Here is a 24,497-nt window from a genome sequence, read left to right on the forward strand (position 1 = left end):
GCGAGGACACCACGAGCGGCGGGAGGGGGGTCGGGGCCGCTGCGGCGGGGCACATCCAGCACGAGGACTCGCCCGCGCTCGAGGCGCGCGGACTGTCACGGACCTACCGGCTCCCGCGTCGCGGCCCGTTCGAGCCCGGCGCCACGCGGACCGCCGTCGACGCCGTCGACCTCACCGTCCCCGCGGGTGCGCGCCTCGGCGTCCTCGGCGCGTCGGGCTCGGGCAAGTCGACGCTCGTCCGCCTCCTCACCGCGCTCGAGGCACCGACGTCCGGGAGCGTCAGCGCCTGGGGTCGCCCGCTGTCGGCAGCCGCCTCCGCGAGCACGACGCGCTGGTTCCGGCGCCGCACGGGCATCGTGTTCCAGGACCCGTACGCGTCGCTCGACCCGCGCATGCGCATCGGTCGGACCGTCGGTGAGCCGTTGCGCGCCCTCCGCGTGCCGGGCGACCACGCGGCGCTCGTCGCCGAGGCCCTGCACCGGGTCGACCTGCCGGACGACGCCGCCGACCGGTTCCCCCACGAGTTCTCCGGCGGTCAACGCCAGCGCATCGCGATCGCGCGCGCGGTGGTGCACCGGCCCGCGCTGCTCGTCGGCGACGAACCGATGAGCGCGCTCGACGTCGTCGTGCGTGCCCGGGTGATCGACCTGCTCGACCGCCTGACCGAGGACCTCGGGATGACGCTCGTGCTCGTGTCGCACGACGTCGGCGTCGTGCAGCGGCTGTGCGACCGGGTCGCGGTGATGGACGCCGGGCGGATCGTGGAGCAGGGCCCGGTGACCCTGCTCGACGACCCGCGGCACGACGTCACGCGGGGACTCGTCGCGGCCGCGCCGACGCTCCCGCCGGTCTGAGGTCCGGCCCGACCGCTGCGCCGGGCGGGAGGCCGTCGCCCTGCACCGCGGACGGCGTCCGGCCCACCGACCTCACCACTGCGGCGGGTGCCGCCGCTGCCATCGCACCCGACGCTCGAGCTGGGCGCCGAGGGCGAGGACCGTGCGCTCCCCACCGGGGCGGCCGATGAGCTGCACGCCCATGGGGAGGCCGGCGTCCGTGGTCGACACCGGCAGCGTGATCGCCGGCAGCCCGGCGACGTTGCACATCGAGGTCCACGGCGAGTACCGGCACTGGTCCGCGAAGTTCTCCTCGGGGTCGTCCGAGTACCAGCCGAGCGGTCGCGGCGGGAGCGCGAGCGTCGGGGTGAGCACGGCGTCGTACGACGCGAACGCCTGCACCAGGGCGACCGAGAACGCATCGAGTCCGGCCATGGCCTCGAGCACCGCCACGCCCGAGAGCTCCCGTCCGCGTTCGACGAGCCACGCGGTGAGCGGTTCCAGGCGTGACGGGTCGAGACCGGGCACGTCCGGGATGCGCGCCGCGGAGGCCTGCCAGGCGACACGGAACCACCGGGCGTACTCCACCCGCGGCATCGCGACGTCCTCGACGCCGTGCCCGAGCGCGTCGAGGAGTGCCAGGGTCTCCGCGACCGCCGCGGCGGCCTCGGGACTCGTCCGCACGTCGACGGCGTCGTCCCACGGTGACCCGTGCAGGAGCCCGACCGTGAACCGGCCCTCGCCGCGGGTCGCCGCGGCCGTGAACGGACCTTCGCCCTCGTCCGGCGTGCGGAGCGCGAACGGCTCCGGGACCGCGCGACCGGTCGGCGCCACGAGGGCGTCGAGCAGCATCCCGGCGTCCGCGACCGACCGCGTGATCGGCCCGGCCACCACGAGTCCGCCGAGTCCGGCGCGCCCGGGCATCGCCGGCACCCGCCCGCGGGACGGCTTGAGCCCGACGAGGCCCGTCGCGGCTGCCGGGATCCGCACCGACCCGCCGCCGTCGGACCCGACCGCGGCGGGCAGCAACCCGGCCGCGACCGCCACCGCCGCACCACCGCTCGACCCACCCGGGCTCGCCGACGTGTCCCACGGGTTCCGCGTCGCACCGGTCGCGAGCGATTCGGTCGTCGACGACAAGCCGAACTCCGGGGTCGCGGTGCGGCCGAGGGACACCGTCCCGGCGTCGTCGAGCGCCCGCACGAGCGGGCTGTCCGCGACCGCCGGCGTCGCGGCGACCGCTCGGGAGCCCGCCCGCGTCACGAATCCGGTTCGGTCCACGAGGTCCTTGTCACCGCTCGGGAGACCCCACAGCGGCCTGGACGTCGGCACCCGTTCGGCGAGGTGGGCAGCACGATCACGGGCGGCGTCGGCGGTCACCGCGGTGAACGCCCCGAGTCCCGGGTCGATGCGCTCGATCCGGCCGAGGTAGTGCTCCGCGACCTCGAGCGGGGAGGCCTCGCCCCGACGGATCCAGTCCCACAGGTCCTGCGCGCTGAGGTGGTGGAGTTCGAACACGGCTCCCGAGCCTAGCCAGCGGCGCCGGCGGCGGCGCGGAGGCGGAGGCTCCCGGCGGTGCGGACGGTCATGCGAGCGGGCGTCGGCCCCGGCCGCCCCGCAACCGGAGCTGCATGGTGACCGTGCCGAGCCACCGTTCGTACTTGTAGCCGACGCGCGCCATCCGTCCGGTCTCGGTGAAGCCGAGCGACGCGTGCAGCCGGATCGACGCCTCGGCGGCCCGGTCGGCGATCACCGCGACGACCTCGCGCACCCCGGCGACCGCACTCTCCTCGAGCAGCGCGGTCAGCAGGGCACGTCCGAGCCCCTTGCCACCCGACGCCGGGCGGAGGTAGATCGAGTCCTCCACCACGCGGTTCGAGCGGTCCCGGGGGTTCCACGGCGTCACGAGCGCGTACCCGAGGATCTGCCCCGAGGGGTTCTCGGCCACGAGGAACGGCAGCCCGCGGCGCCGCACGTCGTCGTAGCGCTGCTTCCAGGCCGCGAACGAGAACGCCGACGCGTCGAACGTGACCGACGAGTTCCGGACGTAGTGGCCGTGGATGTCACGGACGTCGGGCAGGTCGCTCGGCTCGGCCGCCCGGATCACGTAGGTGAACGCCGGTTCGGGTGTGGTCGCGGGCCGGAGGTGCCGGGGCAACCGCCGACGCGGCTGGTATTCCTCTTCGAGCACCGCACCCGTCCCTCCCGGCCGCGGTGGCCGCGACGCCCGCCAGCCTACGGACCGGCGAGGCGGGGCGTCCGGCGCTCACACCGTGTCGGGGAGGGCCCAGTCCATCGGCTCCGCGCCCTGTGCCTCGAGCAGCGCGTTCACGCGCGAGAACGGGCGCGAGCCGAAGAAGCCGCGTGCGGCCGACAGCGGACTCGGGTGGGCCGACGCCACCACCGGTGTGTCCCCGAGGAACGGCCGCACCGCCGCCGCCTGCGCACCCCACAGCACCGCGACCAGGGGCGCCTCGCGGGCGGCGAGCGCCCGCACGGCCTGCTCGGTCACGCGCTCCCAGCCCCGCCCGCGGTGCGACGCCGGCGCGCCGACCCCGACCGTGAGCACGCGGTTGAGGAGCAGGACGCCGCGCGACGACCAGGCCCGGAGGTCGCCGTGCACCGGCGGCTCGACGGCGAGGTCGTCCCGGAGCTCCCGGTACACGTTCGCGAGGCTCCGCGGGACCGGCCGGACGTGCGGGTCGACGGCGAACGACAGACCGATGGGGTGCCCCGGCGTCGGGTACGGGTCCTGACCGAGCACGAGCACGCGGACGTCGTCGAACGGGTCGGCGAAGGCCCGCAGGACCGACGGGCCCGCCGGCAGGTACGGACGTCCGGCGCGGACCTCCTCCCGGAGCCACGCCCCGATCGCGTGGACGTCGTCCTCCACGGGTGCGAGCGCCCGCGCCCAGCCGGGGTCGACGAGCTCGGCGAGGGGGTGCACCGCGACGCCGTCGGTCATGCGCCGATCGTCGCCACCGAGACGAACTGGTCGCCCTCGCCGTCCTCCGATGCGATGACCCGCCAGACGCTGCCCGAGCCACGGACCTCGAGCGCGCCCTCGCCGACGATGAGGACGGTGTCCTCGTCGATGGCGACACCACCCGCGACGACGCCGGCCTCGGCGGCGGCGACGAGCCGCGAGAGCGTGCCCGCCTGCGCCGCGTGGACGTCGATCGCGAGGTCGACGAGGCCGAGGCCCTCCTGCAGCGTGACCTCGTCGAGGCCCTCGCTGGTCCACTCCGGCGAGACGTCCACCCCGCCGACGCGGAACCCGCCGACGAGCGCTCGGTCCGCCGCGATCATCGCGCCCGCCGAGTACCCGAGGTACGGCAGCGAATCGGCCACGAGCAACCGGATCTGGTCGACGAGCGGCACCGTCGCCGTCACGTAGTCCGGCGTGCGACCACCTGCGATCACGAGGCCGTCGACGTCGTTGAGCACGCGGGTGTCGAACGTGGCGCCGGCCGCGACGACGTCGGGGAGGAGGTCGCCACCGCCCGCCTCGCCCAGCAGCGCGACCAGGGTGTCGGCCGCGTCGGGTGCGCCGACCGCGAGGACGGCGACCCGCGGCGCGGACCGGCCGACGATCGTGCCGCGCTGTGTCGCCTCGGCGAGGAACCGTCCGTACACGTCGGAGGCCTGGGTGGCGTCGGTGCCGCCACCGACCAGGTGGACGCTCACGATTCGGCCGTCACGGGTGCGAGGGCGCTCCACGGGAACGTGATCCACCCGGAGACGCGCCGCCACACGTGGTCGGGCTCGAGGACGGTTCCGGGCTTGGAGTAGAGGCAGGCGCTCCGGACGTCCGCCCCCGCCTGCCGGACGATGTCGACGACGAGCGCGAGGGTGCGGCCGCTGTCCGACACGTCGTCGACGACGAGCACGCGCTTGCCGGCCAGGCTCGGCGCGTCGAGTGCCGGGGGCAGGACGATCGGCGCGGCGAGCCGTTGCTCGACGTCGGTGTAGAACTCGACGTTGATCGACCCGCACATCTTCGTGCCGAGGGCGTAGGCGACGGCACCGCCGATGAGGAGTCCGCCGCGGGCGACCGCGACGACGACGTCCGGCACGAACCCCGCGTCGAGGACGTCCTTGGCGAGGTGCCGCGCGGCGTCCCCGAACTCGAGCCACCCGAGCACCTCGGCGTGGGACGGGGGTGCGTCGGCACCCGCGGACGTGACGGTGGCGGGCGCCGGATCGGCGGGCGCTGCCGCGGGGACGGCGTCGGCGGGGCAGGTCATCCCGCCACGCTATCGCCCTCACGGTCCGCGGGCGCTACCGGGTGCGGAGTTCGCCCCGGGCGACCTTGTGCTGCGCGGACTGGGCGACGGGCTTGATCGTCACGAGGTCGAGGTTGACGTGCGCGGGGAGCTCGACCGCGTGCACGATGGCGGCGGCGACGTCCTCGGCGACGAGCGGGTCGGCGACGCCCTGGTAGACGGCGTCCGCGCGGTCCTGGTCGCCGCCGAACCGCACGAGCGAGAACTCCTCGGTGCGGACCATCCCCGGGGCGATCTCGACGACCCGGATCGGCTCGCCGCTCAGCTCGAGGCGGAGGACCGCGACGAGCGCGTGCTCCGCGGCCTTCGCGGCGTTGTAGCCTGCGCCGCCCTCGTACGGCACCGTCGCCGCGGTCGACGTGACCGTCACGACGTCCGCGCCGCCCGTGACGTCGGCCCGGGTCCGGAGGTGGGGCAGCAGCGCACTCGTCACCTGCTTCGTGCCGATGACGTTGACCTCGAACATGGCACGCCAGTCGTCGACGCTCGAGGTCTCCACCGGCTCGAGCCCGAACGCGCCACCCGCGTTGTTGACGAGGGCGTCCACGCCGCCCAGCTCGCCGACCCGTGCGGCGAGCGCCGCGACGGCCGATGCGTCGGTGACGTCGGCGACGAACGCCTCGCAGTCGGTCTCCTCGGCGAGCGCCGTCAGCCGGTCCTCGCGCCGGGCGACCGCCACGACCTCCCATCCGTGCGCGCGGAACAGGCGGACCGTCGCCGCTCCGATGCCCGAACTCGCTCCCGTGACGACCGCGCGTCGTGCTGCCATGTGCTGTGTCCTCCTGTGCCGACTCCGGTGCCGACTCCTGTCGTCCAACGCTACCGGGGCGACCCCGAGGGGGCGGTCATCATGGTGCGCGTTCGGGTAGCGTGGCGGGGCATGAGCACGGACGTCCTCTCGACCGCGCCCTCGGCTCCTCCGGTCGCTCCCGACGGGCCTGCACCAGCGCGGGTGCGGGTGCCGTTGTGGGACACCGCGCGGTTCCTCGCGGTGACGCTGGTCGTCATCGGGCACGCGATCCAGCGGCAGACGACCGCGAGCGACCACGCGATGGCGCTCTACACGTTCATCTACGCGTTCCACATCCCGGCGTTCGGTGTGATCAGCGGGTACTTCTCGTCGTCCGCGACCCCGACCGCCGTGCGGATGCGACGCACGATCGCCGAGATCGTCGTGCCGTACATCGTCATGCAGACGATCTGGACGGTGGTGGAGTCGATCGTCGAGGGCCGGAAGCAGTTCAACCCGACGCAGCCGACGTGGACACTCTGGTTCCTGCTCGCGCTCGGGATCTTCCGACTCGTGCTCCCCTACCTGGCGCAACTCCGGTGGCCGCTGCTGTGGACGGTCGCCGCGAGCATCGGCGTCGGGTACCTCGACAACGTCGACTCCACCCTGTCGCTGTCCCGTGCGATCGGACTCATGCCGTTCTTCCTCCTCGGCTGGCAGCTCAAGGGCTGGGGGGTGATGGACCGGTGGGCCGGCGCGCCGCGGCGGGTGGTCGTGTGGGTGCGGTCGGCCGCGGTCGTGGTGCTCGCGGCGTGGGGCTCGGCGTGCGTCGTGTTCGTCCGGCCGTTCCGCTCGTTCGAACTGCACCACTGGTTCTTCTACGACGACTCGTACTCGGGGCTCGGACAGGACGCCTGGTGGGCCGGGTTCCTGCGACTGGGGCTCATGGTGCTGGCGAGCGCCCTCACGGCGTCGTTCCTGCTGCTCGTCCCGCGGCGGCGGGTGTGGTTGTCGGCCTTCGGGCAGGCGACGATGTACGTGTACCTGCTGCACACCTTCGTGCTCTACCCGATCCGGGAGTCCGGGGTGCTGTCGGGTCCGCACTCGGCCTGGCCGTACCTGCTGCTCATGGTGGCGCTCGCGATCACGGTGGCCGTGCTGCTCGCGACGCCACCGGTCCGGGCCGCGACCCGGTGGCTGCTCGAGCCGCGGGTGCCGCTGCTGTTCCGGCGGGACCCGGACCAGCAGCCGACGTCGGAGGCGACGCGCGCCTCCTGACCCGACCCGCGCCTCCCGACCCGACCCGCGCCTCCCGGAGCGGGTCGCCGACGAGTCCCGACGCCGCCGTGTTACGCGCGCTGACGCCCGACGTTGCCGTGGGTGGAGGGCGGTCCTAGCCTGGCCGGACCGCGAGGGTGCGCCGTCCCTCCCGACGTCACCACGGCGCGTGCGGACTGCGAGGACGGACACCATGACCGAGACCACCGACCCGACGACCTGGCGTTTCGAGACGACGCAGGTGCACGCGGGTGCCCGACCGGACCCGACGACGGGGGCGCGCGCGACGCCGATCTACAAGACGACGTCGTACGTCTTCGAGAGCTCGGACCACGCCCGCGACCTGTTCGCCCTGGCCGCGCCGGGCAACATCTACTCGCGGATCATGAACCCGACGAACGACGTCGTCGAGCAGCGCATCGCGGCGCTCGAGGGTGGTACGGGCGCCCTGCTCGTGTCCTCCGGGCAGGCGGCCGAGACGTACGCCGTGCTCAACATCGCGGGCGCCGGCGACCACATCGTGTCCTCGTCGTCGATCTACGGCGGCACGTACAACCTGTTCAAGTACACGCTCGCCAAGCTCGGCATCGAGACGACGTTCGTCGAGGACCAGGACGACCCGGACGAGTGGCGCCGGGCCGTGCGGCCGAACACGAAGCTCTTCTTCGCCGAGACGATCGGCAACCCGAAGATCAACGTGCTCGACATCGCGACGGTGTCCGGCGTCGCCCACGACGCCGGTGTGCCCCTCATCGTCGACAACACCATCGCGACGCCGTACCTCATCCGTCCGTTCGAGCACGGCGCCGACATCGTGGTGCACTCGGCGACGAAGTTCCTCGGCGGCCACGGCACCGTGATCGGCGGCGTGCTCGTGGACGGCGGCCGGTTCCCGTGGTCACAGCACGCCGAGCGGTTCCCGGAGCTGAACCAGCCCGACCCGTCGTACCACGGCGCCGTGTTCACGCAGGCGGTCGGCGACGGCCTCGCGTACGTGGTCAAGGCGCGGGTGCAGCTCCTCCGCGACCTCGGTGCTTCGAACTCGCCGGACACCGCGTTCGCGCTGCTCCAGGGCATCGAGACGCTGAGCCTGCGGATCGAGCGGCACGTGCAGAACGCGCAGGAGATCGCGGAGTGGCTCGACCGTCACCCGGACGTCGCGACGGTCGCGTACGCCGGACTGCCGACGAGCCCCTGGTACGCCGCGGCCACGAAGTACGCCCCGAAGGGTGTCGGCGCGGTGCTGTCGTTCGAGCTCAAGGGCGGCGTCGACGCCGGCCGGGCGTTGGTCGACAACCTGTCGCTGTTCAGTCACCTGGCGAACATCGGCGACGTGCGGTCCCTCGTGATCCACCCGGCGTCGACGACGCACTCGCAGCTCACGCCCGAGCAGCAGCTCACCACGGGCGTGACGCCGGGTCTCGTCCGTCTGTCGGTGGGCATCGAGAACGTCGCGGACCTCATCGCCGACCTGGAGGCCGGGCTCGCCGCCGCGCGTCGGGTCGCCGAGGCGGGCCTCACCGCCTGACGACCGACCGGGCCCGGCTCGACGCCCTCCCGCCGAGATCACGCAACACGCCGCTTCGACCGCTGTGACAACGGCGTGTTCTGCGATCTCGGCCGAGGAGGGCGAGCGGCGGCGGCGGCTCGGCCGAGGAGGGCGAGCGGCGGCGGCCCCGGCCGACGAGGGCTAGCGGCGGCGGCCCCGGCCGACGAGGAGCGCCTCGGCGACGCCGAGCCCCACCGCGATCACGAGCTGGGACGCGCCGAGGCGTCGCCACCGACCGCCGACGAGCAGCAGCGGCAGCATCGAGACCGCGTGGGTCGCATCGACCACGGCGGCGACCGTGTGCGCGTCGGGGGTGTCGACCCGGCGCAGCACCACGGCCTCGACGAGTTGCCGCAGCCCGAGCACCCGGTGGAACGCGGCGACCCCGCCCCGACGCGCACCCGTTGCCCGGTCGGGTGCACCGCCTCGCGCCGCGAGGAGGTGCAGGACGCCCAGGCCGCCCCGCATCACCTCCACCGCGGCGGCGGAACCGGGCCGTGCGGACGGGTGCCGGGTTTCCCGACCGGTGCGGCGCCCCGGTGCTGCACCGAGACTCATCGGCCGCGACCCACGGAACGGGTGGCGGTGGCGACGACGCCGGCCACGCAGATCGCGCCCGCGAGGATCGCGGACCCGAGGCGGCGGTGCTCGACGAACCAGGTCTGCGGCGACCACGCGTGGGCGGTGTCGTCGAAGATCCCGTGCGCACCGTGGTCCCCCGGCACCGGCTCGTAGAGGTTGTCGGGCAGCATCGGCTCGTCCTTCTGCGGCGCCTGCTGGCCGTCGACGAGCGTGCGGGCGGCGTACCAGTCCGCGAACCGGCCGCTGATCCGGTTCCCGATGATCGTGTAGACGGTCGACTCTCCGACCCACGTCCGCGGGCGTGGCCGCTCGGCGACCGTCGCGATGGCGCGGGCCCCGACCTCGGGCTGGTAGATCGGCGCCACGGGCTGCGGGTGGTGTGGCAACTTCGACTTCACCCAGTTGAACTGGATCGTGTTGAGCGCGGGCATGTCGACCCGCGAGACCGTGACGTTGCTGCCCTCGTTGCGCAGCTCGCTGACGACCGACTCGGTGAACCCGACGATCGCGTGCTTGGCGCCGCAGTACGCCGCTTGCAGTGGGATCCCGCGGAACCCGAGCGCGGAGCCGACCTGGATCACCTGTCCACGGTCCCGCGGCCGCATGTGACGCAGTGCGGCACGGGTCCCGTTGACGAACCCGAAGTACGTCACTTGGTTCGCCCGCGCGAAGTCGTCCGGGTCGGTGTCCATGAACGAGCCGAACACGCCGACCATGACCCCGTTGACCCACAGGTCGATCGGCCCGAGCTCGGCCTCGACGCGGTCGGCGGCGGCCTCGACGGCCTCGCGATCCGCGACGTCCGCGACGAGCGCGAGGCCGCGCCTCCCGGCTCGCCGCACCTCGGCGACCGCCGCGTCGACGCCCTCCTGCCCGCGGGCGAGGACGGCGACGTCCCAGCCCCGTGCGGCGAGTTCCCGCACCGTCGCCCGGCCGAGTCCGGCCGAGCCTCCCGTCACCACGGCGATCCCACGAGCCATCCGGTCCTCCTCGCGTCCTGCCGTCGCCCGAGCGGCGCGGCCCTCCACGTCTACCGGACGGCCGTCGGCGGCGCTCAGCGAGCGTGGGGCGGCGCACGTCCGATCGCCCCGCTCCCTGAGACGGACGTGGATCCCGGCCGGGGCCGGCCGGGAGGCCCGGAGCCCGCCCGCCACGCCCCTCGCGTAACAAAGCACCCACGCCGTCCGCGACCCCGGGAGAATGGGCGGACGATGGACTGGCAGACGACCCCGGAGGACTCGGTCCCTTCGACCCTGGTCCCCGGTCCCGCCCTGCTCGGTGGCGGCCTCGGGATCGTCGGCAAGCCACCGGTGACGGGCGCCTGGCGACCCGGCGACCCGGCGGGCTCCCGCCGGTTCCTGGACCTCGGCGGCGTGACCGTCCGCGGCGGGGTGCTCCCGTCGACCCGCGTCGCCTACGAGACCTGGGGCGAACTCGACGCCGAGCGCTCGAACGCCGTGCTCGTGTTCCACGCGCTCACCGGCGACTCGCACGTCACCGGCCCGGCGGGGCCCGGACACCGGACTGCCGGCTGGTGGGAGGACGTCGTCGGCCCCGGTCGGGCGATCGACACCGACCGGTGGTTCGTCGTCGCGCCGAACATGCTCGGCGGCTGCCAGGGCACGACGGGGCCGTCCGCACTCGCCCCCGACGGCGTCGAGTGGGGATCGCGGTTCCCGTTCCTCACCGTCCGTGACCAGGTGGGCGTCCAGGCGCGCCTGGCGGACCACCTGGGCATCGACCGGTTCGCGGCGGTCGTCGGCGGTTCGATGGGGGGCATGCACGCCCTCGAGTTCGCCGTGACGTACCCGGAGCGGGTCGAGCGGCTGGCGGTGCTGTCGGCACCGGCGCAGACCACGGCGGACCAGATCGCGGGGAACTCCCTGCAGCGCGCCGCGATCCAGATGGACCCCGGGTACGCCGGCGGCGACTACTTCGACGCCGAACCCGGCGACGGCCCGCACCGCGGCCTCGCGCTCGCCCGCCGGATGGCGCTCCTGACCTACCGCGCTCCCGACGAGCTCAACGGGCGGTTCGCCCGGAGCTGGCAGAGCGATGTGTCGCCGCTCGGCGACGACGGACGGTTCTCGGTCGAGAGCTACCTCGACTTCCACGGGAACAAGTTCACCCGCCGGTTCGACGCCGACTCGTACCTGACGCTCCTGCACGCGATGGACTCCCACGACGTCGGGACCGGCCGAGGCGGCGTCGTCCCGGCACTCGGGCGGGTCCGTGCCCGCACCCTCGTCGTCGGGATCACGAGCGACCGCTTGTTCCCCCTCGAGGACCAGGACCGCATCGCCGCGGGCATCCCGGACACCCTCGACGGCGACCGCGCGACGGTCATCGCGAGCGCCTACGGACACGACGGCTTCCTCATCGAGCACGAAGCCGTGGGGCGGCACCTCCGGCGGCTGCTGCACGACGCGTGACCGCCGCGATCGTTCGCTGGTGATAACGATTCAGCACCAGACCGGGGACCCGGACCGTGCCGGATCCCCTCGAACGGGTGCCGTCTGTGCGAGCATGGTCGAACGCGAAGGAACCACCTCGCGGATCCGTTTCCCCCTGCAGGACATCGATGGACCTCATCGCGCAAGAACGTGACCGGTTGCTCCGGACGACGACGCGCGTTGTCGGCATCGTCTGCGCACTCGTCAGCGTCGTGGCGGTCCTGTGCGCGGGCAGCATCCCGACCGCGCCGCTCGTCGTCGGGCTCCTCGGCGTCGCGGTGCTCGTCGGCGCGCTCTGGGGTGTCGGTGCGAACGGCGCCTGGTACTGGACCGTCCTGGCGGTCGTGGGCGGCGTCGGTGCCCTCGTCGCGCTCACCCAGTCGGTCGGCGACGCCGGCGACCGCGACGTCGTCGCCGCGGGCCTGGTGCCCCTCGCCGCGGGTGGCCTGTCGTCGCTCGTCATGTCGCAACGCGGCCGTCCGGCGCTGCTCGTGCTCGTGCTCCTGTCCGGCGTCGCCGCGGTCGGCATCGTCGTCTGGACGTGTCGCTCGCCGTTCGCGAGCCCCGTCGGCGGCGTGCTGCTCGGCTGGGTGCTCACCTGCGTCATCGCCTACTGGGTGTCGCTGAGCATCCCGCGGGTCGCTCGCAGGATCTTCAGCATCGGCAACGCACACCGCGCCGAGCGGCAGGCGAGCGAGACCGAGGCCCAGCGTCGCCAGGGGGCCCGCCTCCTGCACGACACCGTCCTCGCGACCCTGACGCTCCTCGCCCACTCCGGGGTCGGCGTCTCGGAGCAGGCGATGCGCGAGCAGGCAGCGGAGGACGCCCGACTGCTCCGCCACCTCCGCCTCGGCGCGACCCCGCAGCCCCAGGAGTCGAACGGCTACACACTGACCCAGACCGAGGAGTCACCCCTCGGGCAGACCCTCGAGTCCGTCAAGCAGCGGTTCGGGCGCATGGGGCTCGAGGTGAGCTGGCACGGCACCGGTCAGGTCCTCCTGCCCACACACGTGCTCGACGCATTCCTGCTCGCGCTCGCCGAGTGCCTGGAGAACGTGCGCCGCCACGCGGGTGTCGCCGAGGCGCACGTCACGATCGTCCACGACACGAGCATGGTCCGCGCCATGGTGACCGACTCCGGCGTCGGATTCGAGATCGACTCCATCAACGAGGAGCGCCTCGGGTTCAAGGAGAGCGTCGTGAACCGCCTCCGCGAGGTCGGCGGCGACGCCCGCCTGTTCTCGGCGCCCGGCTCGGGCACGACGGTCGTCCTGGAGGCCCCGCGATGACCTTCCCCGAGGACACCATCGGCCGCGAGACCATCGGCAGCCGGGAGGAACCCCCACGCACACGGCGCGAGGCCCGCGAGCGCGCGAAGGGCAACGACCGGCGCCAGGCGCGTGGTCTGCCGTCGACCTCGACCGGGGCGCGCTCGTTGCAGCAGGCGGCGCAGCCCGGGGCGTCGCTCGGCACCGGTCACCTCGGCCTCGGAGCGGCCGTGCTCACCGCCCTGCAGGCCGTGTCGGGCATCGTGCTGTTCCTCGTGCACTGGCCCGACTACAGCGACCCGTACGCCGCCGCGGCCGCGTGGCTGCTCTACATCGTCGCCGCGATCGGGGTGACCGCGACGGTGCTGACGTACGGCGAGCGCCTCACCGGGCTCGCGTTCACGCTCATCTGCCTCGTGCTCGCCTGCGTCGTCGCCCTCGACTTCATCGCGGTCTGGCCCGAGCACGACATCGCTCACACCGCGACCGCGTCGATCGCCGCCGGGTTCGCGCTCCTGCCGATGACCACGCTGCGTCCCGCCCGCGAGGTCGTCGTGGCGATCGTCGCGCTCGGTGTGGCGTTCGTCGTCATGACGTTGGTCTCGACGCCGATCGACCGGACGACCCTGCCCGGGCAGGTCTCGATGCTCGCGCTCGTCCTCGTCCCGCCGTCGGTCGCGCTCTTCATCGTGCATCGGTTCCGACAGCTCGTGCAGCGCGAACTCGACCGTGTGCTCGTCCAGAGCACCGTGACGGCGCCGCAGTTCGCCGTCGGGATGCTCGCGTCCGAGGAACTCGCGCGCCTCGACCTCGCCGCCGAGAAGCTCCTGGACAGCGTCGCGAACGGCACCGACCCCCTGCCGCTCTCCCCCGCCAACGCGTCCGTGGCCGCGCAGCTCGCCACCGAGCTCCGGCTGCACCTCATCGAGGGGCGCCGGGAGACCTGGCTGTACCACGCGATCACGGAATCCGACCACCTCGGGCGCGCCGTGAGCGTGACCGATCCGGGCTCGCTCGCCGGCCACCTCACCCCCGCGCAGCGCGACGGTCTCCTGCAGGCGATCTGGCTCATGGTCGGGGACGGACGCGCCGCGACGACCGGCAGCGCGACCGTGTCGGTGACCCTCGGTCCGATGGGCGCCGCCGGTCATCCCGTGTCGGACGAGACGATGGACGTGCCCGTCGTCATCGAGTCACGCGGCGTCCCACGACGTCGGCTCGGCCCGGCGGCGTGGAGCGCGCTCCAACGCGTGGGGCCGTACACGGACACCGTCCGCGACGGCGTCCTGCACGTCGTCGTGCACTGCGTCGTCAACCGACACCCGTCGATGTGACCACCGTCACCGGATCCCGGGCACCAGCCGCGACACACTGACCGCCTGTTCCTCCACCGCCGATCGATCCACCTAGGATCCCGGTACCGCCAAGAAAGGACGCCGCTCGTGGCAGCTCCCGAGGACCCCATCCGACTCGCACTCGTCGACGACCACCGCATGCTGCTCGGAGCGCTCACGGAGTGGATCCGTGGAGCCGCCGACGACATCACGCTCGTCGCGGCGGTCACCACGTGGCCCGAACTCCTGACCAATCCGGCGTTCCCTGTCGACGTCGTGCTCCTCGACCTCGACCTCAAGGACTCGATCCCGATCTCCCTCAAGATCTCCACGCTGAAGACCGCGGGTGTCACGACCGTCGTCATGAGCACCTACTCGGAGCCGAACGTCGTGCGCGAGGCCCTCGGCTCCGGTGCCATGGGCTACCTCGTCAAGAGCGAGGGCGCCGAGATGATCGTCGAGGCGATCCGCTCCGCGCACCGCGGCGAGCCGTACATCTCCGCCGAGCTCGACCTGGCGCTCAACGCGGGGGACGTCGGCGGCGTGCCGAAGCTGAGTGCCCAGGAGCGCCGCGTCATGGCGCTGTACGGCGGTGGCGAGCCGGTCAAGAGCGTCGCCTACCAGCTGGGGATCTCGGAGGAGACCGCGAAGAGCTACCTCAAGCGCATCCGCGAGAAGTACCGGGTCGCGGGCTTCGACGTCGGCACGAAGGTCGCCCTGCGGAAGCGTGCGATCACCGACGGCATCATCATCCAGACGGACGCTCCGCACGGGCTCTGAGGATCCGCGACGGCCGAGACCCCGAGGGGTCTCGGCCGTCTCGCACGTCAGACGGTCGGCACCGGCGACGTGATCGGGCCGGTGCGCGGGTGCTGGTCCCGCACCAGGGCCGTGCGACGGTTCGTCCGCCGCTCCATCGAGAAGCTGATGGTGATGATGCCGAGGCCGAGCAGTGCCAGGACGATGCCGATCCAGCCCGGGGCGGCGTAGCCCCAGCCGGCGGCGATCGCGCTGCCCCCGAGGAGCGCGCCGAGGCTGTTCCCGATGTTGAACGCCGAGTGGTTGAGCGCCGCGGCGATGCCCTTCGACTCCCCCGCGACGTCCATGAGCCGCGACTGGACACTCGGCGAGATCATGGACGAGGTGGCACCGAGGGCGAACATCCCGACGAACAGCCCGACGACGGTCGCCGCGGTGAGCGTCACGAGCAGGAGCGCGGCGATGAGCGCGGCGAACCCGACGTACATGGCCCGGCGCAGGTCGACGTCGGCGAAGTGACCACCCGCGATGTTACCGACCGTCATGCCGACGCCGACGGTGACGAGCACGAACGGAACGAACGACACGGGCAGGTGCGTGACGTGCTGCACCAGCGGTGAGATGTACGAGTACACGGCGAAGAAGCCGCCGAAGCCGATGGCACCGCACGCCATCATGATCCACACCTGCGGGACCCGGAACGCGCGGAGCTCCCGCCGGAACGACGCGCCCGGCTCGGCCGGGTGGAACGGTACGAGCGTGGCGACCGCGACGAAGGTGAGCGCGAACAGCGCCGCGACGATCAGGTACGCGGCGCGCCATCCGGCGTGCTGACCGATGAACGTGACGAGCGGGACGCCGACGACGTTCGCGATGGTGAGTCCGCCGAGCACCATCGACACGCCTTTGCCGCGGCTGCCCGGGCCCATGATCTCCGCGGCGACGAGCGAGGCGATGCCGAAGTACGCCCCGTGCGGCAGGCCGGCCACGAACCGCGCCGCGAGGACGAGGCCGAACGACGGGAGCACCGCGCTGGCGACCGTGGCGAGCGTGAAGCCCACGAGCAGGCCGAGGAGGAGCTGCTTACGGGGGAACCGCGCCGCCGCCGCCGCGATCGTCGGAGCGCCGACGACGACGCCGAGCGCGTAGGCGCTGACCAGCCAACCCGCGTGGGCGATACCGGCCTCGGGGTCGACCACGTACTGGTGGTGCAGCAGGGAGGACGCGAGGTTCGGCAGGAGGCCCATGGCGACGAACTCGGTCGTGCCGATGGCGAACCCACCGAGGGCGAGCGCGAGGAGCGCCGCGGTCTTGCGCGCGGGCGTGAGCGTGGTCATGGCGTGTCTTCCGGCGGGGGTCGGACGGGATCGCGCCGCGGAGCTGGTGTCAGGGCCCCGCTGCTCCCTCGCCGCGCCGACGGGGCCGTCACGACCGGCGGAGCCGGAGCGCTCGGCGGCGAGCATGCCCGTTCGCAACGGGCTCCGTCCATGCTAGATCGGCATCAGTGGCCTCGGAAGCACAGCTCGGCGTGTCCGGTCGAATCGGTTCGACCTGCTCGGCGTCCGGCCCACGCCTCGGTTCGAGCCGTGCATGCGCTCAGGCCGCGCGAGCCGCGACCTCGTTGTCGTCGCTGCGGTCACGGCCGGACGTCCTCGGCTCGGGAAGCGCGTCACGCCAGGTCCAGCCGACACCGCACTCGGTGCAGGTCGCCCACGCCTGCTCGCCGTGCTCCGGCCCGTCGCCGGTGTCCACCAGCACGGTCTGCAGATCGCAGTCGGGGCACCATCCCTCGAAGATCATCCGAGCCTCCTGTCCGTGACCACGTCGTGGCCCATCGCGCTTCGTCCTGTCGACCGGGTCGGGCAGGTCCCTGGTGTGGGGATCACGTCCGCCCCGATGATCCAAGGACACACCCGACCACCGACATCACCGGAACCACCGCGGCGTGTCGCCCGATCGCACGCAGCGCTCCCAGGTGTGCGCATGCGCCGCTCGCGGCGAGCACCGGAGCCGCGGCCCGGTCAGCGCTCAGCCGCGGCGCCAGCAGTGCTCAGTCGCGGCCCAGAGCGCGCTCGAGGCGGGCGAGCTTGCCGTCGATCTCGCCCGTGTGCCCCGGCCGGATGTCGGCCTTGAGCACGAGGGACACGCGCGTGCCGAAGGGGGCGACGGCCTCGGTCGCGGCCTTGACCACGGCCATGACCTCGTCCCACTCGCCCTCGAGCTCGGTGAACATCGACGAGGTGCGGTTCGGGAGCCCGGACGCCCGCACGACGCGGACAGCCGCGGCGACGGCGTCGTGCACCGAGCCGTCCTCGGCGGCGAGGGGACCCCCGGACGGGGCGACGGAGAACGCGACGATCATGTGTCCATCGTGCCACCGACCCGTCGACCGTCCTCCCGGTCGCCGGCGGTGGCGGGACGTCGCATGCGGACGAGCGCGACGACCGCCCACACGAGGATCGCCAGCTCGAGCGCGTTCCGCACGGACAGGACCGCCAGGGTCACCGGGTCGAGCGCCAGCAGCCGGTCGTACGGGGCGGGGTACACCAGCTGCGTGGTGAACGCGGTGACGAGGGCGAGCCCCGCCGGCGCCAGGAAGCGCAGGGCGCTCGCCCGACCCGCCAGGAGGCCCCACACCACCGGCACCGCGACCCACCCGATGTACTGCGGGGACCCGACCTTGTTCGTGACGAGCAGCGCGCCGACGAGCGCGGTCGCGAGGACCGGAGCGACCTCGGCTCGTCGTGCGCCGCCGGTCACGGCCCACAGGGCGAGGAGCACCACGGCCACGACGACGAGTGCCATGAACGGTGTCGAGAGGGCGGCGGCGGCGGCCGTCCCGGATCCGCGCACCTGGAACGTCAGGATCGTCTGGTCGTAGTACACGACGGTGCCGGGCACCCCGGCGTGCGCGCGCCAGAGGAACGCGGTCGCCAGCGGCGCCTCGATCTGGAGGCCCCGCCCCGTCTGCTGCCCGACGAACGACAGCAGGTGGGCGCCCCCGCCGAGCACGAGGTCGACCAGCACCACGACGAGGGTCGTCGCCCCGGCCGCCATGAGCACCGGCCGACGACCGCGCCGCAGGAGCACGAGCGTCCCGACGAGCACGGCCGGCCACACCTTGATCCAGGCTGCGAGGGTGAACAGGGACGACGCGACGGCCGGACGCGCGGCGAGGACGACCACGCCGGCGAGGGCGAGACACGTCGCCACGGTGTCGATCCGACCGAGGGCGATCGGTCCGAGCGCCACGAGGAACACCGTCCACCACCACGCGACGCGCACCCCGAGGACGCGGTGCCGCCAGAGCAGCACGAACACCCCGAGGTCGAGCACGGTCATGAGCACGAGCCACCCGGTGCCGATGGTCGCGACACCCCCCGCCGCGGCGAGCACCATCGGCACGAGGGCGACCACCGGGTAGACCCAGTCGCGGTCGATGCCGACCCAGGTGCCGGATGCGGCGCCCTCGGCGACCCAGTTCCGGTAGGTGTACGTGACGTCGCCGAGCGGCAGGTTCGGGAGCACGCGGTCGAGGTACCAGAGCAGTGCGTGCACGCCGAGGAACGCGACCACGAGCGCGATGTCCGCCGAGCGGGCGACGAGGGCGCGACGCGCGTGCGACGCGACGGCGTCAGGCGGGGCGGTCACCACCGGACGAGCGTAGCGGTGGCCGGTGCGGGTGCCCGCGGCGACGGGCGGCGTTCCTGCGGTCCGTGGCGGGGTCTCCAGGGGCCTCCCAGGGGTGACGCAGCGCGCCGTGCCACGGTTCGGCCATGCGCAAGCGGACGATCTGGATCGGCATCGGCGTCGTCGTGGTGGTGTTCGCGGTCATCGCCGCGGTCGTCGGCCCGGTGGTGTACCGGAACCACGTGGATGCCCAGGCCGAGGCGACCCCGAGCGTCGCCGCGAGCCGGGCACCGTCGACGCTCCACACCGCGGAGATGGACGGCACCTGGCGCGTGGCGAGTGGCTCGACCGCGGGGTACCGCGTGCACGAGGTCCTCAACGGGCAGCCGGTCACGGTCACGGGTCGGACGGGGCAGGTGTCCGGCACCGCCACGGTGGCGGGCACCGCGATCACGGCCGCGACGATCCGGGTCGACGTGGCGAGCATCCACACGGACTCCAGCCAGCGCGACGCGTACTTCCGGGACTCGGCGATGGACGCCGATGCCTTCCCGACCGCCACGTTCACCACGACGGCGTCGATCCCCGGTGCGGTGCCGTCCTCGTCGAGCAGGACGACGACCAGCCGGGTCACCGGGGAACTCACCCTGCACGGCGTGACGCGGACGGTGACGGCGACCATCCAGTCGGGACTCGACGGCGACGGTGCGGACGTGTCCGGCACGATCCCGATCCGGTTCGCCGACTACGGCGTGACCGCCCCGAGTCTCGGGTTCGTCAGGGTCGAGGACACCGGGTCGGTCGAGTTCGAGGTGCACGCGACCCCGGCCTCCTGACCGTCCCTGCCGCACGTCCGCGCACGTGCCCCCGCGTACGGTCCTCGGCATGGGCACCCCGAGCAGCGGAACGATCGACATCCCGGGCCTCGGCCCCGTGGACTGGCGCGGCGAGGACGAGGTGGACGACCGCGGTGGACCGACGAGGCGGGTGGTGCACGAGGCGAAGCGCGCGGACGGCACGAACCTCACCCCTCCCGAGCTGAGCCAGGTCAAGCGGCAACTCGACGCGCGGTAGCCCCGCGCGGACAGCCTCCGACCCCGCTGCCGTGTCCCCAGGACTGGCGGTCGCGCCGGACACCTGATCTGCGGTCGGATGGTCGAGTGACCGACACCGCGCTGGACGGGGCTCCGACCGTCGACGACCGCCGCACCGCGATCCTGGAGGCGGCGATCGCGATGTTCCGCGATGTCGCGTTCCACGAGGCGTCGCCCGAGCTGCTCGCGGAGCGCGCGGGGACGACGGTCGCGGAGCTCGAGGAGTCGATCGGGCCCTGGGACACCCTCGTGCTCGCCACCATCGAGCACTGGAACGCACAGCGGATGGCACCGATCCTCCCGCTCGCCGAGCGCTACGGCGCCGTGCGGTTCCTCCGCGGCATCGTCGAGGCGAACGTCGAGGACCCGGCGCTCATGCGTCTGCTCACGGCGATGCTCAACATCGCCGCGACGCCCGGGCACCCGCTCGCGCCGCGCCTCCAGGACCGGTGGCTGACGTTCCAGCTCATGGTGCAGCGGCAGCTGTCCCGCGACATCGAGGCCGGACGGGAGCCGGACACCATGGTGCCGGCGTACGGCTCCGAGCAGCTCATCGCGCTCTACGAGGGCCTGCAGCTGCAGTCGATGGTGCGACCGGGCATGGACCTGGTCGAGGCGTTCGACCGCGCGATCACGCGCATGCGCGAGGGGTGGTCCCGTGCCTACATCCCGCCCGTGTGGGAGATCGACCTGCCGCTGTAGCGCTCCGCCACGCTCAGACGGTCCGTCCGGTCGCGAGGTCCGCGACGACACGCGAGACGTGTTGCGCGAGTGACGTCATCGTGAACGGGCCACCGTCCGAGGCACGGACGGCGGCGGTGCCGTGCAGCACGGCCGCCGCCGCGGCCAGATGCGCCAGGTCCGTCGGTGTCAGGGGCCCCCGCGCGGCCCGCGTCGCCACGAGCGCGCCGAGCACGCCGCCGAGCGCGTCCCCGGCGCCGGCCGCCGCGAGCCACGGGGTGGCGCTGTCCGCGGTGAACGACGGCCCGCCGTCGGGTGTGGCGACGTGCGTGATCCGGCCCTTGAGCAGGACGGTCGAGCCGGTCCGGTCGGCGGCGCGACGCGCGGATCCACGCGGATCTGCCTGCACCGCGGCCCGGTCGACGCCGAGGAGCTTCGCCAGCTCGCCCGCGTGGGGCGTCAGGACGGCGGCCGGTCCGAGGTCGACCGCGCCGAGCGCCCCGGCGTCCACGACGACCGGCACGCCGTCGTCCGACGCGTGCGCGAGTCCCTCACGGGTCTCGGCGTCGAGGGCGTCGGCGTTCGTCCCGGAGCCGACGAGCCACGCCTGGACGCGTCCCACTCCGGACACGACCTCGGGGCGTCGCGCGAGCACGAAGTCCGTCGCCCGCTCCGGACCGACGTACCGCACCATGCCGACGCCCGTGTGGACGGCCGCGTCGACACCGATCACGGCAGCGCCCGGGTACGCACTCGACCCCGTCGCGATGCCGAGCACGCCGCGACCGTACTTGTCGGTGTCCGGCTCGGGCGGGGTGATCCAGTCGGCGGCGTCCTCGATGCGGAAGGGGCGGAATGCGTTCACGTCCCCCACGTTACGGTTGAGTGGAGGAGTCCGTTCCGCTCGGGGCCACGGAGGACCCCGGGCCGACGGCGGCACGACGCCGTCCCCGTCCCGCGGGCACTCCTCCACACCCTCGCCGCACCGTCCGGCGCGGCGGGCACCCCCGACACGAGGAGACCACCGCGTGACGCACGCCCTGTTCGAACCCATCACCCTCCGCGGACTCGAGGTCCGCAACCGCATCTGGGTCTCCCCGATGTGCCAGTACTCGGTGGAACGACAGGACGGCGTCCCGACGCCGTGGCACCTGGTGCACCTCGGGTCGTTCGCGCGTGGGGGCGCGGGCGCCGTGCTCGCCGAGGCCACGGCCGTCGTGCCGGAAGGACGGATCACCCCGCACGACCTCGGGATCTGGAACGACGAGCAGCGCGACGCGTTCCGTCCGATCGTCGACTTCATCCACAGCCAGGGTGCAGCCGCCGGCATCCAGCTCGCGCACGCCGGACGGAAGGCGTCGACCCACCGCACCTGGGCCGAACAGCACGGCAGCGTCCCCGCCGACGAGGGCGGATGGACGACCGTCGCGCCGAGTGCGATCGCGTTCGACGGCTACGCCGAGCCGGCCGCGCTCGACACCGACGGCATCCACGAGGTCGTCCGGGCCTTCGCCGCCGCCGCTCGCCGTGCCGTCGACGCGGGCTTCGACCTGCTCGAGGTGCACGCCGCGCACGGGTACCTGCTCCACCAGTTCCTCTCGCCGCTCAGCAACACCCGGACCGACGCCTACGGAGGCTCCCTCGAGAACCGGGCACGCGCGCTCGTCGAGGTGGTCGACGCCGTCCGGGCCGAGGTCGGCGCCGACGTGCCGATCGTCGTGCGGTTCTCGGCCACCGACTGGGTGGACGGCGGATGGACGCTCGAGGACACCGAGCAGGTGACACGCTGGGTCGCCGAGCACGGAGCCGACATGGTGGACGTCTCGACGGGTGGCAACGTCCCGCAGGCCACCATCCCCGTCGGTCCCGGCTACCAGGTGCCGTTCGCGGCGGCGATCCGAGCGGCGACCGGCGTGCCCACGGCAGCGGTCGGGATGATCGACGAGCCGCACCAGGCCGAGCAGGTCCTCGTCACCGGGCAGGCGGACGTCGTCATGATCGGTCGGGCACTCCTGCGCGACCCGAACTTCGCCCTCCGGGCCGCGGCGGCGCTCCGCGTCGAGCTGCCGTACGCGCCCCGGCAGTACCACCGCGCGCCGATCGTCTAGTTGTACTGCCCAGGGAGGTTGGTCAACCGAGTGATCGGTGACCGGTTCCCGATGGCGGTGTGGGGCCGGTGGTGATTGTAGTGATGCAGCCATGCCGGGAGGGCGTTCCGGCGGGCGTGCTCGGTCGGGTAGTGCCGTGAGAACGCCCACCCGTCGGCGAGGGTGCGGTGGAAGCGTTCGATCTTCCCGTTGGTCTGCGGCCGATAGGGGCGGGTCTTCTTCGGCGTGATCTCCAGCTCAGTGCAGGCCTCGCGCCAGGCGTGGGACTTGTAGGCAGAGCCGTTGTCGGAGAGGACCCGCTCCACCCGGACACCGCGTGCGGCGAACCACGACACGGCCCGCCGTAGCACCCCGATCGCGGTCGCTGCTTTCTCGTCGTCGTGGATCTCGGCGTAAGCGACGCGGGAGTGGTCATCGATCACGGTGTGCACGAACGCGGTCCCGATCAGCGGGCCGCGATGCTTGCTGCGGCCCTTACCGGGCGTTGCTGACCGGTTCCGCCCACCTTGCTGTCGGCCGACGTAGCGCCAGCCGCCGCCATCGGGGATGTTGCCGAGTTTCTTCACGTCGACGTGGATCATCGCGCCCGGACGTTCGTGCTCGTAACGGCGCACGAGTTCGCCGGTGCGGATGTCGATGTGGTGCAGCCGGTTCACCCGACAGCGGGTCAGCACGGCGTGCACTGTCGAGGCCGGCATGCCGAGTTGCCCGCCGATCCCAACGGGACCGAGGCGCTTTCGCCAGCGAAGTGCGACGACCTTCTTCACCAGCTCAGGGCGGGTGCGGTTCGGGGACCGGTGCGGACGGGACGAGCGGTCATGCATGCCCTCGGCGCCCATGGCCGCATACCGGTCGGCCCAGCGCTTCGCGGTCGGCCAGGACACGTGGAAGAACAGGGCTGCGTGCCGGACTGGCCAGCCGTCATCGACGATCAGACGACCTATCCGGAGGCGTTGGCGTGGTGTCAGGGCAGCGTTAGCGTGGGACACGAGGACCTCCTGCGGAGAGTGTGTGAACTAGACAGCTCCACTCCACTGCAGGAGGTCCTTCTCACATCCCAACGACTACAGCGAGTCGTCGCAACACAACCAACGTCCCTGGGCAGTACATCTAGTCCGGCCGAGCGGGCCCGCTCCGGGCCCGCTCGGGACTATCGTGAGCCCGTGAACCGGACCGACCGCCTGTACGCGATCGTCGAGGAACTCCGTGCCGTCGCACCGCGCCCGCGGAGCGCCGCGTGGCTCGCCGACCGGTTCTCCGTCAGCCGACGCACGATCGAACGCGATGTCAGCGCGCTGCAACAGTCGGGTGCCGCGGTGTGGGCCGAGCCTGGTCGGACGGGTGGGTACTGCATCGACCGCGCGCGGACGCTCCCGCCGGTCAACTTCGGTCCGGACGAGGCGGTCGCGGTCGCGGTCGCCCTGCAGGCCCTCGCCGGCAGCCCGTTCCGCGACGCAGGAGCCGTGGCACTGCGCAAGGTCCTCGCGGCCATGCGGTCCGACGACGCGGACGCCGCGCGGGACCTGGCCGACCGCGTGCACTTCCTCGGCGCGGTCCCGCTCGACGCCGCCGCCCCGCCCGCGCTCGGGCACGCGGTCTCGGCGCGGCGCGTCCTCCGGCTCCGCTACACGGACCGTGCGGGGCGCACGACACTCCGGGACGTCGAGCCCGTGGGATGGATCGGCGCCGCCGGCGGGTGGTACCTCCTCGGGTGGTGCCGCCTCCGTGACGACCTCCGCGCGTTCCGCGTCGACCGGATCGACGGCCTCACGGTGACGGCCGAGACCGCGCCGCGCCGGACCGTGCGCCCCGAGGAGATCGCGGTGCCGGACGGGGACCTCCGGACGCTGACACTCGTCTGACGCGGATCGGCCATCGGCACCGGAAACACCGACACAGGGCTGTCGCTCGC

General features: G+C 73.1%; 26 protein-coding genes. 12 read left to right on the forward strand and 14 right to left on the reverse strand.

Annotation, left to right across the window (positions count from 1 at the left end; translation table 11 throughout):
- Positions 1–53: 53 nt before the first annotated feature.
- The gene (locus DEI94_RS09270; RefSeq protein ID WP_111025721.1) at positions 54–854 is read left to right on the forward strand and encodes an ABC transporter ATP-binding protein; all 801 of its coding nucleotides are present in this window, start codon (positions 54–56) and stop codon (positions 852–854) included.
- A gap of 72 nt (positions 855–926) precedes the next feature.
- Here the strand turns inward: DEI94_RS09270 and DEI94_RS09275 are convergent, their stop codons facing one another.
- From DEI94_RS09275 to DEI94_RS09300, 6 genes are all read right to left on the reverse strand, one after another.
- A complete protein-coding gene (locus DEI94_RS09275; RefSeq protein ID WP_111025684.1) occupies positions 927–2,351 on the reverse strand; it encodes an amidase in 1,425 nt (474 codons plus the stop codon).
- A 67-nt stretch (positions 2,352–2,418) separates the two neighbouring features.
- Entirely contained in the window at positions 2,419–3,024 is a 606-nt protein-coding gene (locus DEI94_RS09280) for a GNAT family N-acetyltransferase (RefSeq protein WP_111013757.1), read from the reverse strand.
- A 75-nt stretch (positions 3,025–3,099) separates the two neighbouring features.
- Positions 3,100–3,798 (reverse strand): uracil-DNA glycosylase, encoded by a 699-nt coding sequence (locus tag DEI94_RS09285; protein ID WP_111025685.1) that lies wholly within the window; start codon positions 3,796–3,798, stop codon positions 3,100–3,102.
- On the reverse strand, positions 3,795–4,520 hold the full coding sequence (locus DEI94_RS09290) for a Type 1 glutamine amidotransferase-like domain-containing protein (protein ID WP_111025686.1): 726 nt from the start codon (positions 4,518–4,520) through the stop codon (positions 3,795–3,797). Before DEI94_RS09290 ends, DEI94_RS09285 begins: the two co-directional genes overlap by 4 nt.
- Positions 4,517–5,080: a phosphoribosyltransferase gene (locus tag DEI94_RS09295; protein WP_111009228.1), complete on the reverse strand. Its 564-nt coding sequence runs from the start codon at positions 5,078–5,080 to the stop codon at positions 4,517–4,519. Before DEI94_RS09295 ends, DEI94_RS09290 begins: the two co-directional genes overlap by 4 nt.
- 34 nt (positions 5,081–5,114) lie before the next feature.
- Positions 5,115–5,888 (reverse strand): SDR family oxidoreductase, encoded by a 774-nt coding sequence (locus tag DEI94_RS09300; RefSeq protein WP_111009229.1) that lies wholly within the window; start codon positions 5,886–5,888, stop codon positions 5,115–5,117.
- Positions 5,889–5,999: 111 nt separating this feature from the next.
- On the opposite strand from DEI94_RS09300, the gene DEI94_RS09305 reads away from it, so the two are divergent.
- Both DEI94_RS09305 and DEI94_RS09310 read left to right on the forward strand, forming a co-directional pair.
- Positions 6,000–7,127: an acyltransferase family protein gene (locus tag DEI94_RS09305; RefSeq protein WP_111025687.1), complete on the forward strand. Its 1,128-nt coding sequence runs from the start codon at positions 6,000–6,002 to the stop codon at positions 7,125–7,127.
- Between the two features lie 193 nt (positions 7,128–7,320).
- On the forward strand, positions 7,321–8,655 hold the full coding sequence (locus DEI94_RS09310; RefSeq protein WP_111009231.1) for a bifunctional o-acetylhomoserine/o-acetylserine sulfhydrylase: 1,335 nt from the start codon (positions 7,321–7,323) through the stop codon (positions 8,653–8,655).
- Between the two features lie 162 nt (positions 8,656–8,817).
- Here DEI94_RS09310 and DEI94_RS09315 read toward each other — a convergent pair whose 3' ends face one another.
- Both DEI94_RS09315 and DEI94_RS09320 read right to left on the reverse strand, forming a co-directional pair.
- Entirely contained in the window at positions 8,818–9,144 is a 327-nt protein-coding gene (locus DEI94_RS09315; RefSeq protein WP_111025688.1) for a hypothetical protein, read from the reverse strand.
- 86 nt (positions 9,145–9,230) lie between these two features.
- On the reverse strand, positions 9,231–10,238 hold the full coding sequence (locus DEI94_RS09320) for an SDR family oxidoreductase (protein ID WP_111025689.1): 1,008 nt from the start codon (positions 10,236–10,238) through the stop codon (positions 9,231–9,233).
- 231 nt (positions 10,239–10,469) lie between these two features.
- Here DEI94_RS09320 and metX point away from each other — a divergent pair, with 231 nt between their 5' ends.
- From metX to DEI94_RS09340, 4 genes are all read left to right on the forward strand, one after another.
- Positions 10,470–11,690: a homoserine O-acetyltransferase MetX gene (metX, locus tag DEI94_RS09325; protein WP_111025690.1), complete on the forward strand. Its 1,221-nt coding sequence runs from the start codon at positions 10,470–10,472 to the stop codon at positions 11,688–11,690.
- 149 nt (positions 11,691–11,839) lie between these two features.
- A complete protein-coding gene (locus tag DEI94_RS09330; protein ID WP_111009235.1) occupies positions 11,840–13,000 on the forward strand; it encodes a sensor histidine kinase in 1,161 nt (386 codons plus the stop codon).
- The gene (locus DEI94_RS09335) at positions 12,997–14,313 is read left to right on the forward strand and encodes a hypothetical protein (RefSeq protein ID WP_111025691.1); all 1,317 of its coding nucleotides are present in this window, start codon (positions 12,997–12,999) and stop codon (positions 14,311–14,313) included. Before DEI94_RS09330 ends, DEI94_RS09335 begins: the two co-directional genes overlap by 4 nt.
- 108 nt (positions 14,314–14,421) lie before the next feature.
- Positions 14,422–15,093: a response regulator gene (locus DEI94_RS09340; RefSeq protein ID WP_111009237.1), complete on the forward strand. Its 672-nt coding sequence runs from the start codon at positions 14,422–14,424 to the stop codon at positions 15,091–15,093.
- Between the two features lie 47 nt (positions 15,094–15,140).
- Here the strand turns inward: DEI94_RS09340 and DEI94_RS09345 are convergent, their stop codons facing one another.
- The 4 genes from DEI94_RS09345 to DEI94_RS09360 form a co-directional block, all read right to left on the reverse strand.
- Complete coding sequence (locus tag DEI94_RS09345; protein ID WP_111025692.1) at positions 15,141–16,409, reverse strand: MFS transporter; 1,269 nt, start codon at positions 16,407–16,409, stop codon at positions 15,141–15,143.
- A 259-nt stretch (positions 16,410–16,668) separates the two neighbouring features.
- Positions 16,669–16,872 (reverse strand): hypothetical protein, encoded by a 204-nt coding sequence (locus tag DEI94_RS09350; RefSeq protein ID WP_111025693.1) that lies wholly within the window; start codon positions 16,870–16,872, stop codon positions 16,669–16,671.
- A gap of 250 nt (positions 16,873–17,122) precedes the next feature.
- Positions 17,123–17,434 (reverse strand): thiamine-binding protein, encoded by a 312-nt coding sequence (locus tag DEI94_RS09355; RefSeq protein ID WP_111025694.1) that lies wholly within the window; start codon positions 17,432–17,434, stop codon positions 17,123–17,125.
- Positions 17,431–18,723 (reverse strand): glycosyltransferase 87 family protein, encoded by a 1,293-nt coding sequence (locus tag DEI94_RS09360; protein WP_111025695.1) that lies wholly within the window; start codon positions 18,721–18,723, stop codon positions 17,431–17,433. The genes DEI94_RS09355 and DEI94_RS09360 overlap by 4 nt, the downstream gene beginning before the upstream one ends.
- 125 nt (positions 18,724–18,848) lie before the next feature.
- On the opposite strand from DEI94_RS09360, the gene DEI94_RS09365 reads away from it, so the two are divergent.
- The 3 genes from DEI94_RS09365 to DEI94_RS09375 all read left to right on the forward strand — a co-directional run bounded on the left by DEI94_RS09365 (position 18,849) and on the right by DEI94_RS09375 (position 20,498).
- Positions 18,849–19,538 (forward strand): YceI family protein, encoded by a 690-nt coding sequence (locus DEI94_RS09365; protein ID WP_111025696.1) that lies wholly within the window; start codon positions 18,849–18,851, stop codon positions 19,536–19,538.
- 49 nt (positions 19,539–19,587) lie between these two features.
- Positions 19,588–19,776, forward strand: coding sequence for a hypothetical protein (locus DEI94_RS09370; protein ID WP_111009243.1), 189 nt, complete (start codon positions 19,588–19,590; stop codon positions 19,774–19,776).
- An 86-nt stretch (positions 19,777–19,862) separates the two neighbouring features.
- Positions 19,863–20,498 carry a TetR/AcrR family transcriptional regulator gene (locus DEI94_RS09375; RefSeq protein ID WP_111025697.1) on the forward strand — a complete coding sequence of 212 codons (636 nt, stop codon included), beginning with the start codon at positions 19,863–19,865 and terminating at the stop codon, positions 20,496–20,498.
- 13 nt (positions 20,499–20,511) lie between these two features.
- Here DEI94_RS09375 and DEI94_RS09380 read toward each other — a convergent pair whose 3' ends face one another.
- A complete protein-coding gene (locus DEI94_RS09380; protein ID WP_181441714.1) occupies positions 20,512–21,342 on the reverse strand; it encodes an ADP-dependent NAD(P)H-hydrate dehydratase in 831 nt (276 codons plus the stop codon).
- 163 nt (positions 21,343–21,505) lie between these two features.
- On the opposite strand from DEI94_RS09380, the gene DEI94_RS09385 reads away from it, so the two are divergent.
- Positions 21,506–22,585 (forward strand): NADH:flavin oxidoreductase/NADH oxidase, encoded by a 1,080-nt coding sequence (locus tag DEI94_RS09385; protein WP_258377933.1) that lies wholly within the window; start codon positions 21,506–21,508, stop codon positions 22,583–22,585.
- On the opposite strand, the gene DEI94_RS09390 is transcribed toward DEI94_RS09385, so the two are convergent.
- Positions 22,582–23,574 (reverse strand): IS481 family transposase, encoded by a 993-nt coding sequence (locus DEI94_RS09390; RefSeq protein ID WP_284183705.1) that lies wholly within the window; start codon positions 23,572–23,574, stop codon positions 22,582–22,584. The two genes, DEI94_RS09385 and DEI94_RS09390, sit on opposite strands and share 4 nt — an antisense overlap.
- A 174-nt stretch (positions 23,575–23,748) precedes the next feature.
- On the opposite strand from DEI94_RS09390, the gene DEI94_RS09395 reads away from it, so the two are divergent.
- On the forward strand, positions 23,749–24,447 hold the full coding sequence (locus DEI94_RS09395; protein ID WP_111009247.1) for a helix-turn-helix transcriptional regulator: 699 nt from the start codon (positions 23,749–23,751) through the stop codon (positions 24,445–24,447).
- Positions 24,448–24,497 lie beyond the last annotated feature (50 nt).

This window comes from Curtobacterium sp. MCBD17_040, from assembly GCF_003234805.2.
GTDB lineage: Bacteria > Actinomycetota > Actinomycetes > Actinomycetales > Microbacteriaceae > Curtobacterium.

Coding starts and splice junctions, on each gene's coding strand:
- DEI94_RS09355 (WP_111025694.1), bottom strand. CDS start 17,434: ATGATCGTCGCGTTCTCCGTCGCCCCGTCCGGGGGTCCCCTCGCCGCC.
- DEI94_RS09350 (WP_111025693.1), bottom strand. CDS start 16,872: ATGATCTTCGAGGGATGGTGCCCCGACTGCGATCTGCAGACCGTGCTG.
- metX (WP_111025690.1), top strand. CDS start 10,470: ATGGACTGGCAGACGACCCCGGAGGACTCGGTCCCTTCGACCCTGGTC.
- DEI94_RS09310 (WP_111009231.1), top strand. CDS start 7,321: ATGACCGAGACCACCGACCCGACGACCTGGCGTTTCGAGACGACGCAG.
- DEI94_RS09320 (WP_111025689.1), bottom strand. CDS start 10,238: ATGGCTCGTGGGATCGCCGTGGTGACGGGAGGCTCGGCCGGACTCGGC.
- DEI94_RS09305 (WP_111025687.1), top strand. CDS start 6,000: ATGAGCACGGACGTCCTCTCGACCGCGCCCTCGGCTCCTCCGGTCGCT.
- DEI94_RS09295 (WP_111009228.1), bottom strand. CDS start 5,080: ATGACCTGCCCCGCCGACGCCGTCCCCGCGGCAGCGCCCGCCGATCCG.
- DEI94_RS09345 (WP_111025692.1), bottom strand. CDS start 16,409: ATGACCACGCTCACGCCCGCGCGCAAGACCGCGGCGCTCCTCGCGCTC.
- DEI94_RS09370 (WP_111009243.1), top strand. CDS start 19,588: ATGGGCACCCCGAGCAGCGGAACGATCGACATCCCGGGCCTCGGCCCC.
- DEI94_RS09335 (WP_111025691.1), top strand. CDS start 12,997: ATGACCTTCCCCGAGGACACCATCGGCCGCGAGACCATCGGCAGCCGG.
- DEI94_RS09365 (WP_111025696.1), top strand. CDS start 18,849: ATGCGCAAGCGGACGATCTGGATCGGCATCGGCGTCGTCGTGGTGGTG.
- DEI94_RS09285 (WP_111025685.1), bottom strand. CDS start 3,798: ATGACCGACGGCGTCGCGGTGCACCCCCTCGCCGAGCTCGTCGACCCC.
- DEI94_RS09330 (WP_111009235.1), top strand. CDS start 11,840: ATGGACCTCATCGCGCAAGAACGTGACCGGTTGCTCCGGACGACGACG.
- DEI94_RS09315 (WP_111025688.1), bottom strand. CDS start 9,144: ATGCGGGGCGGCCTGGGCGTCCTGCACCTCCTCGCGGCGCGAGGCGGT.
- DEI94_RS09300 (WP_111009229.1), bottom strand. CDS start 5,888: ATGGCAGCACGACGCGCGGTCGTCACGGGAGCGAGTTCGGGCATCGGA.